Raw genomic sequence first — 10,334 nt, forward strand, 5'->3', positions numbered from 1 at the left:
TATTCCCATCACCGACCATAACCAGACATGCGGCCAACCCAGATTACCAAGCAGAAGGATACACAGCCCGCTTAGTTGAACTGGAACGGTACGCCAGATAAAGCGCGGTGAAGTGGGGTCTTTGATAAAATTCACGACGATGATGCTGGCAATAATCACCCCGCCAAATACAGGTACCTGAGTCCAGGCATACATACCGGGTGACATCCCGCCATCCTCAATCAGGATCACCGGAGAGAGAGCGACCCAGGTAATCATCGGCAGGTTACCGAACGACAGGGCCAGGGCACCCGTCAGTACCACCGGATGTCTGAAGGCGCTGATAAAATCGGATAATACATCTCCAGGATGAAACCCCTGGCCCTGACGTTTGACTGTCTCCGGCATTTTAAACATCAGCAAGGCCCAGGCCATCAGACTCATCCCTCCGATGATCGCAAATAACAGCTTCCAGTGCATAAAGGACATCAAACCTGCTCCAGCCAGTGGGCCGATGGCAGGCGCAAGCAATACGATTGAGGTCAGCGCCGCCATGATACGGATGGAATCCTTTTCATCAAAGGCCTCCTGTATTGACACATAACCAACGGTGGAGATGAAGCAAATACTGGTTCCCTGTATAAAACGGGCAATAAAATATTGCTCGATCGTGGTGACAAACATCATGCCCAGACAGGCCAGGGCAAAGATCATTGCACCAGTGAGCAGGACGGGACGGCGACCAATCCGGTCAGAGAGAGGACCGAGGAGCCACTGGAGCGCCAGACCTCCGGCCATATAAAGACTGACAGAGGCAGGCGCGAGAGTGATATCAGCCTGAAGCTCACGGATGATGTGGATGATGCCCGGCTGGATGAGATCCGTGGTCAGATAGGCTGAAAAATCGTAGATGACCATCGCCAGTGGAAATAATAGAACGCTGCCATACCTGCTAAGGCGTCCCGTAAATGGCTTCATAAACGGGTTCTCCGTTTTCTATAATTCCTTGATATTTATCAGCTCAGATCGTGCAGTTCTTTATCCATCGCAGGAGTCAGTCTGAGATCAAGAAATTCTACCTCCAACCCCTGGCGCTGAGGTGTACAACACATGACGCCCGTTCTTACTGGGCCCATGGGAAAATAACATAAGCGAAGTAATGGCCAGTGTTGTCCATCTGACGAGTACTGCAATCGTAACGCATCTTTCTTACGGGTCAGACGCAGCCAGAATTCCTTCGGATCCCCGGGAAAGAGTCCTGTAGCCCAGTCGGAATATCCCTGCGTGAGTACACTCCCGATTGCAGGTGCTCCATCGTTAAATTCGATGCCAGCTTTGAGCCAGTGCTGTTCGTCAGAGAGAATCATAATTCCGGCCTGGTCATAGAGTGTGGTGAAGTCTGCGCGGATCCTGACCTGAAAAGTAAAATCATCTGTTACGTCAGTGGCGTAGATATGACCTGAAAAACGCTCAAACCTGTACCAGGTATGACGCCAGAAATCGGTGTGATCATCAGTGATTACCGACAGGGTATTATTCCCGTAGTGCCATTTAGCGGGCTCATTGATCCATTCAAACTTGCAACTCATCATTATTCTCCTGTTATCCGGAATGCAGCATAACGATATTTTAAAATGTCAGTTCCATTTCAAACTGGCATAACGGTTCAGCCTGATAACCCGCCGCAGTAAATAATGGTGCCAGCATTTCTGGGAGCGCGGCTGATGTACCTGTGCCAGGCCATCTGGAATTGATTTTCTTCAGCATTGTTTTGCCAGTCCCTCGCTCCGCTAATCGGGTTGCACACCAAATTCGGTCAGACGCGCTTTGTCCATTCTGTGGGTTACGATGGCTATTGCCACCGGGTTATCATTGATCAGCCAGACAAACGAGTCTTTAGCTGATATCGGAATAACGGTCATGGATAAAGCTCTCCATTGCGGTTTTCGGGAGCTACAAGGGGAAAATATGCTCCTTGTTTTCTCAGACAGTGAAGCTGATTTCTACAGAGCGGGCACTGCGATCGCCCTCACCATGGTAAACAGCTTCAATATTGTTACCGTCCGGATCCAGAACAAAAGCGGCATAGTATCCGGGATGGTAGGTTCGTTCGGCGGGGGCGCCGTTATCATGTCCGCCATGATTTAGTGCTGCGCGGTAAAATGCGTCCACCGATTCACGGTCTGTGGCCTGAAAGGCCAGATGGTGTCGTCCTGTAGGCACCCCTCCAGCCCCCGAACTTTTTACCGATGAAATGACCAGTTCGTCAGCCCAGATATAATCGTCATCTGTGATAACCAGGGGGATCTTAAGTTCCGCCAGCACAGCAGTGTAAAATGCTTTGCTTGCGTCAAAGTTGTTTACCACGAGCTGGATATGGTCGATAAGTCTGCCACGATGAAGCGTATAGTTTTCCACGGCTCATTTCCTTATTCAGACTCTGCCAGTCAGGCCTGTATCTGTGAAATTGAACAAAAGTACAACCCTACGTATAGCTTATATTGCTGAAAAAATACGTTAATATTTGTGCTCTGTACCCGACAGGTATCAGAAAATCATTCCAGATTGAGTCTTTGGACAGGAATTACTATTCTGCTATTCGCTTAAGATCAGGCTCTCAATTGCCAGTTGTAAAATAAATAGCAGAGATGAGATGAGAGCAAGCCATTTTAGGGGGCGCAGTTTACGTTCAGGTATAGAGAGCGTATGGAGTATGGCATGACGCTTCATTTTATTGAGTGGCATGCTACCTCCTTGAAAAAGAGCCGCCTGCGCAGGCGGCTAAGCAATGAAAACAAGAGTTATTCCACAAACCAGGTCACTGTGAGCAAGGCCAGTTGTCATGGGGCTAACATAACGGTTGGGACGGTAGGAAAAAAGGCCACGGGTGGCCAAAAGTTTTCCATTTCGAGTCGACAGCTTCCTCCAGGAGTGCTGTTCGTTTGTTAGCCAGAACAGCTTAACGGATAAAAGCAGTATCTCCATGTTAAATGAGTGGTTGTTTAGCGTTTATTTAAACAATGCCGATCAAATAATACGTACTCAAATAATAAACCGAGCAGGACTATCCAGTCCTGCTAATTGACAGGCGTTCATGAGAACTGGAGAAATCATTCCTTCTGATGTGCCACAATGCAATCACACCCCGGTCAGGGGATTCCCGGGTTTAAGTAGCGTGATTAACCGGCACTGTATCTGAAAGTTATCACTTAACGAATAACGGCGTTCTTTTTTCAGCGTACTGAAGAACGATTTGAACACCGCATTATCCCAGCAGTTACTACGTCGGCTCATACTGGAGGCCAGGTTATTGGTCCAACAGAACCGCCGCCAGTCGCCACTGTCGTACTGGCTGCCCTGGTCTGAGTGCACGATAACCTCGTCGTCAGGTTTATGTCGCCAGACTGCAATCAGCAGCGCATCCAGTGCCAGCGAGTGGTTCACTTGCTTAATTATGCCTGATACATTGCATTGACAGCTCCGTCTGTAACGTTACACTAAACCGTTGTAGTTGATAATTCCTGAGAAGATGGCGATGCCGGGTATGAGTGTCTTCCGCCATTCATCGATTGCCGCAAAGGAGATGTATGGCGAATATTCGTGATGTCGCAAAGCATGCTGGCGTTTCCGTCAGTACGGTATCCAATGTGCTCAACGGTCGGACCGATCAAATGCGGGCTGAAACCCTGGCGCGTATCCAGCAGAGCATGCAGACGCTGAATTACTTTCCAAACCGGGTGGCGCAACAGCTCAAGACCGGTCAGGCCAAAATGATTGGTCTGCTGGTGCCGTCCATTGTGAATCCCAGCTTTGCTGCCCTGGCCCGTGAAGTCGATCTGGCCGCCAAAAAGCGCCAACTGCGGGTGCTGATTGGAAATACCTACCGACAAATTGAAGAAGAAGAAGCCTTTCTGGACGACATGTTTTCCCACGGCGTCCGGGGGATTATCGTTGCCGCCTGCGATATTGAAAAAGCGCATTTTGCGCAAGCGGCAGAGCAGGGCATGGTGATGGTGAACTATGATGGCCGTATGCCTGTGCGTGCTCAGTCGGGTCATTTTGCGCTGGACAGTGTATCAATGGATAACATTGAGGCCGGGCGAATGGCAGCAGAACACCTGATTGCACAGGGGTGCCGTCGCCTCGCGTTTGCCACGGTGGAAGGGATGACCCCCAGCCGTGCGCACAAAATTGAGGGCTTTCTCCGCGCGGTGCAAGACCACGGGCTTTATCGGGAAGGAATGATCGTTGAAGGCCAGGCCATGGCGGCCTATGGCGACACAGAAATGACAGAACTCGGGCGGGCGCTGGCGTTAAAAATCAGCCAGCAGCCGGTGTTCCCGGATGGTATTGTCGCGATCAACGATGCGTTGGGCATTGGGCTGATGGCTGGTCTGCATCAGGCCGGGATCCATGTGCCGGAACAGATCTCTATTGTGGGCATCGACAATATTCCGCTCTCCGGACTGGTTTTCCCTGGCCTGACGTCCATCATGCCGCCGCTTCGGGAGATGGCAGAAGTGATGGTGGAGCGGTTGATCGAGCGGACTGAAAATCCGGCCATTCCGCCAGAGGAGTTTCTGTTCCCTCCGTCGCTGGTTTCCCGACAATCGGTACAGTAGCGGCGAGGCACGAGAAGAACGATACGTTCTTCTCGCTCTGTCATACCAGCGTTGGGGCTACGGTCAGCAGAATATTGGCGAAGCGGCGGGTTTCGCCGGAGGCGATGACCAGGAGCGTGTCAGACGATTTGGCCAGCGAATAAAACGCGTTACGTTCAACATGTTCAACCTCGATCGCCTCAGAAAGCATGCCACGGTATTCACGCTCGACTGTATTATCAAAATCCGCCGGGCTTGCCATTAACGTGGCTTTTTCCACATTAATATAGCCAAGGATTTTCTCCAGAATGACGACACTCCCGATCATCCCTGGAGTGAAATTAAGCCAGATAATCCGTGCCTGCGCAGAAGTATTGGTTAGAAAAGAGTAATTGGCATCGGTGATTAAAATATTCGCCTTGTGTCCGCACTGTGCCAGCGCCTGTAATAAATCAGGATGAATAATATCTGACTTGATCATATGTCATACCTTTTAAAACTGGCGGGCATTATCGCCCGCCGCATTTTTATGCCCGGTAAATACCGCCGTTAATATCGATGGTGGCACCGGAAACGAAGCCATCATATTCAGAAGCGAGGAAACAGATGACCCTTGCCACATCTTCCGGGGTGCCCGCGCGTCCCAGAGGAATGGCCTGGATTGTCTGCTCGGCAGAGGCCTGCGTAGTATGCTGATTATGAAAACGCGTGCCGAGAATCAGTCCCGGCGCAACGGCATTGACGCGGATGCCGTGTTCACCGAGCTCCGCGGCAAGCGAGCGAGTCCAGGTTAGCACCGCGCCTTTGGTGGTGGAGTAGACCAGAGAACCTGCATGGCCGCCAGAGCGCCCGGCCAGGGAGGCCAGGTTAACAATACTGGCGCCGTCTGGCGCGGCCTTCAACCACGGTAATGCCTGCTGAGTGACATTCAGCATCGTCGTCATATTGACGTCGATCACCGTGCGCCAGAAATGTGGCTCAATCTCACCCAGCCATTTGCGGGCAATAATGCCGCCAACGTTATTGATCAGAATATCGATACCGCCGAGGAATTCCGCTGCCTGTGCCACACAGCGGGCTGCGTCTTCTTCATCGGTTAAATCGGCGAAACCACAGGCCGCGCGACAGCCTTGCTGTTCGGCGAGCGCCATTAATTCCCGTGGGCCTTCTTCGCCACTGAAATAATGAATATAAATATCGCATCCCGCCTCAATCAGTTTTTTCGCGCTCTCTTTACCAATGCCTTGTTCTGCACCTGTAATAAACGCTTTTTTACCCGTTAATAATCCCATTTCATACTCCCATTATTCATATTTAAACGGCATCAGGTAATGACGTGACATCGTTTTACCGTTTTTTGTGCGTGGATATCCCTGCCACCTGAGCGTGGCAAATACAGGACTTCATTATCAGTAGCCGGCCAGTCCGGGCAGCCAGGTGGTTAATGGTGGCGCCATGGCGACAATAATGATGCCGACAAAAACCACCGCCAGATATTTCGCCATCGGTTTGATGACGTGCTTCATCTCCACGCCACAAATGGCGCAGGTGGTATAGAGACCCAGGCCGATCGGCGGTGAGAACAGACCAAAGCCCATCGCCATGATCATCACAATGCCAAAGTGCAGCGGGTTAAAGCCAAGCTGAATGGCTATTGGCACCAGAATCGGGGCGAAAATGATCAGCGCAGGCGCACCTTCGAGAACCGCGCCAAAGATGATCAGAATAACAATGGTCAATATCAGGAACAGCCAGGCCCCTTGCTCCATGCCAATGCCAACCAGCAGTTCAGCGATCTGTTGTGGGATCATTTGAATGGTCAGGGCATAAGAAAGGCTGGTCGCACAGGCCACGATGAACAGCAGGACGCCGGACATTGCCGCAATATCAACGAACATTTTCACTGTGGCTTTCAGCGTCAGCTCACCAAACGCCAGGCGACCCACCACAATGGCGTAGATCACTGCGAAGGCGGAAATTTCCGTGGAGGTGGCGATCCCCATCATGACCCCGCGGCCAATCATGAAGATCATGACCAGACCGACAGCGGCACCGAGGTAAAGCTGAGTCCGCGGGCGTAATACCGGATAGGCTTCGCTGACGTTAATTTTCCCGCCGAAACGGTTGGCGGCGACCATTAACAGCACCAACAGGCAAGCTGCAGGGATGAGGCCTGCTATAAACAACGCGCCGATGGAAATATTGGCGACAAAGCCCATCACGATCAGGTTCACGCAGGGTGGAATGGTTTCCGCCATTACCGCGGAGGCGGCAAATACCCCGGCGGCTTCTTCGCTGTCCTGCTTCGCGCGACGTACCGCAGGCATTAACACTCCGCCGACGGCTGCCACATCCGCCAGTTTGGAACCGGAGATGCCTGAGAAAAAGGCCATCGACAGTACGGTGGTCATGTTCAGACCGCCGCGAAAGCGTCCCATACCACGCACAATCAGTTCGACCAGACGCGTGGACATGCCGTTGATTTCCATTGCCGCACCGGCGAGCAAGAAGAACGGAATCGCCAACAGAACAAAGTGGTCAACGCCCGCAGCTACCTGCTGTGAGAAAAAGACAAACGGCAGGGAAGGGTCGCAGATAAAAAAGACCATTGCCGACATGCCGAGCGTGAAGGCGATTGGCACACCGGCCAGAATGCCAAGCACGAAGCAAATCAGCATCAGGCCCGCCGCCGCGCTGGCCGGATCGGCCATCAGCGACAGTTTCAGATAACCCAGCGTCGCCAGCACAATGATCCCTGCGCCGCTAAGCAACACCACTTTTGTGCGTTCATGCAGCGCATGTTCCAGCGCAGCCACCATCATCACCACGGAACCGATTAATACCGGAATCACGTAAATGGTCTGCGGCAGGCCCGTCTCGGTGGTTTGCAGTCGCGCGGCCTGCACCAGATCATAACTGGAAACGACCAGTCCAACGGAGACCAGAAACAGGATCCAGCGGCTGGCATGAACAACGTAAGGGCGAACGCTTTCAGGCAGGAAGCGTAAGAACAGATCGACACCAATGTGTCCGCCTCGGCCGGTTGAGGTGGCGACGCCAAAAAAGACCAGCGCAATCATCAACGCTCGCGCCACCTCTTCCGCCCAGTGGATTGGTGAATGCAGGGCGTAGCGCCAGATCACCGAAGCAAATACCACCAGCACGTTGATAAACAGCACCAGCGCTCCGGCCCAGGACGTTAACGTGGTCAGAAATCGACTCAGCCGCCCCAACAGCGTCAACAAAGACTTTTCATCCTTTGTTTTCATCGGGATATCAGCCATGATGAACTCCTTTCATGGTTTGTGTGGGCAACATCACCGGCCCGCTACACTTAGCAGGCCGACGATGCTCGGCTTATGGTTTGTCGCTCGGCGCGGCGGCGCTGATCTCGTCCACCATCGGTTTCAGATCCGGGTATTTATCCAGGAAGGCTTTCCAGACAGGCTGTACGGCCTGTGCGAAGAAGGCGCGATCGGTTTCCCGGAAAGTGACACCTTTCGCCTCCAGGTTTTTAATCGCTTCCAGTTCCTTCTGGCTGGCCTGCTGGCGTTCGTATTCCGTGGCCTCTTTCGCTGCGGCCAGCACGTCGGCACGTAATGACTCTGGGATCTGCTCGAAGCTCTTCTTGTTCATGGCAATCATCAGCGGGTTATAGCTATGGCGGGTCAGCGTGCCATTTTTGATGATTTCATAATATTTGCTGGCGTAGATGGTGGGGGCATCATGTTCGACACCATCGATCACGCCCATTTGCAGGCTGGAATAGACTTCCCCGCCCGGCATGGGAATGGCCACCGCCCCCATGTGATTCAGCGTGGCGATAAAGTTAGGCACCGGCAGTACGCGGATTTTCAGATTCTTTAAATCCTCCGGCTTTTCAATTGCCTTTTTGGTGTACACGTTGCGCGCGCCAAGGTTATAGCCATAGCCCAGCACCATTACGTTTGCTTTATCCATCATCAGTTTAGAAAGCTGCTCACCGGCTTTGCCGTCCAGCGCTTTCCCGACCTGGTCATAGTCTTTAAACAGATACCCCAGATCCAGCACACCGACTTCCGGCACCAGCGTGGCCCAGATTGAGGTCCCTGAAATCATCATGTTAATGGCGCCGATACGGACCTGCTGTGTTGCATCGGCTTCTTTTCCCAGCATAGCGTTGGCAAAGTAATTAAGCTTAATCTGTCCTTTTAACTTCTCGTTTTTATTAAGGTTTTCCTGGAAGCGGTTGAACCAAATATAGTGCGCAGAGGAGTCATCTCCTGGCAGAGACGAGTAAACACGAAAATTGATGGCTGCCTGTGCTGAAGCGCTCAGCACACTGCCTGCAATCAGGGCGCTACTGAGGCAAGCGAGTGCCAGAAAACGTCTGGCTGAACGAAACGGGGTTGTTTTCATCATGATTATCCTTTCTCACAGTGTAGAGGTCGTGATAACGCCATCTGGCAAGGTGGACGCAGCCAGCTGGTTTAACGAAAAAGTCGCTGATTCTGTTTTCTGTAACGTTTTAGTGTAACGTTACAGACGCTATCCGACTCACTGTGCAAATGCAATATGCTTCCTTTCATCAAGATGAGTGATATGTGAATTTTGTGGCGGGTATCGCTAATTTCCGGGCGCGTGTTACAAAACCGAAACGGGGTGTTCGCTGTTTAGTCACTGTTTAGTGAGGCAGGCTCCAGAAACCGGTACGTCGTTGGTGCCCGGGAGCGCAGACAGCAGTCTGTGTAAACCGATTCGCGTCTGTCAGGTGATAACTTTTACGCATAGCTGCTTAGAAAATGGCATTTTTTACATAAGCATCAAGGTGATAGTGTCAATTGAAATGACAGAGAAAGCACGGTGCAGATGATGAAACATACCATTGGGATTCTGGGCGGCATGGGGCCCGCAGCAACGGCGGACATGCTGGAAAAATTTGTTGAATTGCGCAGCGCCAACTGCGATCAGCAGCATATCCCGCTCATCGTTAGCTCAATTCCGGACATTCCCGATCGTACAGCCTGTCTGCTTTCTGGTGGTCCCTCTCCCTTGCACTATCTGGAGCGTTATCTGCATATGCTGGAAGATGCAGGGGCTGAGTGTATCGTCATACCCTGTAACACCGCACACTACTGGTTTGATGATTTACGGGCAGTGGCAAAGGCGGAAATGATCAGCATTCTGGATGCCACGCTGAGTGAAATTCCTCCCGGCGTGACTCGCGTCGGCCTGCTGGCAACAAACGCCACGCTTGCGACAGGGTTATACCAGAAAAAAATGACTGCGCAGGGGCTCTCACTGGTTCAGCCGGAAGAGGCGGGGCAGGCGCAGGTGATGCAGGCAATTTACGCATTGAAAAGCGGAGATAAAGCCACCGCGCAAAGGTTGCTGTTTCCACAAATTGAGCGACTGATTTCCCATGGCGCGCAGATCATTATTATGGGCTGCACTGAGATCCCGTTAATTGTGGCCGGGCATGAGAGCAATTTTGGGTGCCGGTTTATTGACTCAACTGCGTCTCTGGTACACGCCGCCATTCGCTGGTATGAGTCATGGCCAGATACGCAGATGGATGAGCCTGTGCAGCAGGTTGCCTGCGTCTGAATTGCGCTCAGGGGACAGTATACAGATGGTGCAGTTCTTTCCAGAACCGCTCCGCCAGGGGCGTCATCCGCGTATCCATCCGGTAAGCATACGCCTGAATAGGAATAATCAGCTCGTCCTGGTTCAGCACAATGAGCTGTCGATTACGAATCTCCTGACGAATCGCAT

Annotated in this window: 11 protein-coding genes and 2 pseudogenes; 2 read left to right on the forward strand and 11 right to left on the reverse strand. The window is 52.0% G+C overall.

What is annotated here, in order from left to right:
* The 6 genes and pseudogenes from AB7E14_RS14160 to AB7E14_RS14185 form a co-directional block, all read right to left on the reverse strand.
* On the reverse strand, nt 1-957 hold a 957-nt coding region (locus AB7E14_RS14160), incomplete at its 3' end, for an MFS transporter (protein ID WP_428169615.1).
* Between the two features lie 38 nt (nt 958-995).
* Nucleotides 996-1,568, reverse strand: a complete 573-nt coding sequence (locus tag AB7E14_RS14165) for a DUF1349 domain-containing protein (RefSeq protein ID WP_316962163.1) — start codon at nt 1,566-1,568, stop codon at nt 996-998.
* Between the two features lie 40 nt (nt 1,569-1,608).
* Nucleotides 1,609-1,746: a hypothetical protein gene (locus tag AB7E14_RS14170; protein ID WP_227657169.1), complete on the reverse strand. Its 138-nt coding sequence runs from the start codon at nt 1,744-1,746 to the stop codon at nt 1,609-1,611.
* 23 nt (nt 1,747-1,769) lie between these two features.
* A complete protein-coding gene (locus tag AB7E14_RS14175) occupies nt 1,770-1,901 on the reverse strand; it encodes a hypothetical protein (protein ID WP_316962053.1) in 132 nt (43 codons plus the stop codon).
* 61 nt (nt 1,902-1,962) lie between these two features.
* Nucleotides 1,963-2,397: a VOC family protein gene (locus tag AB7E14_RS14180; protein ID WP_058587084.1), complete on the reverse strand. Its 435-nt coding sequence runs from the start codon at nt 2,395-2,397 to the stop codon at nt 1,963-1,965.
* An 804-nt stretch (nt 2,398-3,201) separates the two neighbouring features.
* Nucleotides 3,202-3,423, reverse strand: a pseudogene (locus AB7E14_RS14185) (DDE-type integrase/transposase/recombinase); the annotation flags it as partial.
* A gap of 143 nt (nt 3,424-3,566) precedes the next feature.
* Between AB7E14_RS14185 and AB7E14_RS14190 the strand changes: the two are divergent.
* Nucleotides 3,567-4,601 carry a LacI family DNA-binding transcriptional regulator gene (locus tag AB7E14_RS14190; protein ID WP_042999402.1) on the forward strand — a complete coding sequence of 345 codons (1,035 nt, stop codon included), beginning with the start codon at nt 3,567-3,569 and terminating at the stop codon, nt 4,599-4,601.
* A 40-nt stretch (nt 4,602-4,641) separates the two neighbouring features.
* On the opposite strand, the gene AB7E14_RS14195 is transcribed toward AB7E14_RS14190, so the two are convergent.
* The 4 genes from AB7E14_RS14195 to AB7E14_RS14210 form a co-directional block, all read right to left on the reverse strand.
* Nucleotides 4,642-5,061, reverse strand: coding sequence for an RbsD/FucU family protein (locus AB7E14_RS14195; RefSeq protein WP_044254078.1), 420 nt, complete (start codon nt 5,059-5,061; stop codon nt 4,642-4,644).
* A gap of 46 nt (nt 5,062-5,107) precedes the next feature.
* A complete protein-coding gene (locus AB7E14_RS14200; RefSeq protein ID WP_054176822.1) occupies nt 5,108-5,872 on the reverse strand; it encodes an SDR family NAD(P)-dependent oxidoreductase in 765 nt (254 codons plus the stop codon).
* A 117-nt stretch (nt 5,873-5,989) separates the two neighbouring features.
* Nucleotides 5,990-7,864, reverse strand: coding sequence for a TRAP transporter large permease subunit (locus AB7E14_RS14205; RefSeq protein ID WP_052729062.1), 1,875 nt, complete (start codon nt 7,862-7,864; stop codon nt 5,990-5,992).
* 73 nt (nt 7,865-7,937) lie between these two features.
* A complete protein-coding gene (locus AB7E14_RS14210) occupies nt 7,938-8,981 on the reverse strand; it encodes a TRAP transporter substrate-binding protein (RefSeq protein WP_052522439.1) in 1,044 nt (347 codons plus the stop codon).
* Between the two features lie 450 nt (nt 8,982-9,431).
* Between AB7E14_RS14210 and AB7E14_RS14215 the strand changes: the two genes are divergently transcribed.
* Nucleotides 9,432-10,166, forward strand: coding sequence for an aspartate/glutamate racemase family protein (locus AB7E14_RS14215; protein WP_044327486.1), 735 nt, complete (start codon nt 9,432-9,434; stop codon nt 10,164-10,166).
* Between the two features lie 7 nt (nt 10,167-10,173).
* On the opposite strand, the pseudogene AB7E14_RS14220 reads toward AB7E14_RS14215, so the two are convergent.
* Nucleotides 10,174-10,334: pseudogene (locus AB7E14_RS14220) on the reverse strand (hypochlorite stress DNA-binding transcriptional regulator HypT); the annotation flags it as partial.

The sequence above is a fragment of the Citrobacter sp. genome, from assembly GCF_050252275.1.
Lineage (GTDB): Bacteria > Pseudomonadota > Gammaproteobacteria > Enterobacterales > Enterobacteriaceae > Citrobacter_A > Citrobacter_A amalonaticus.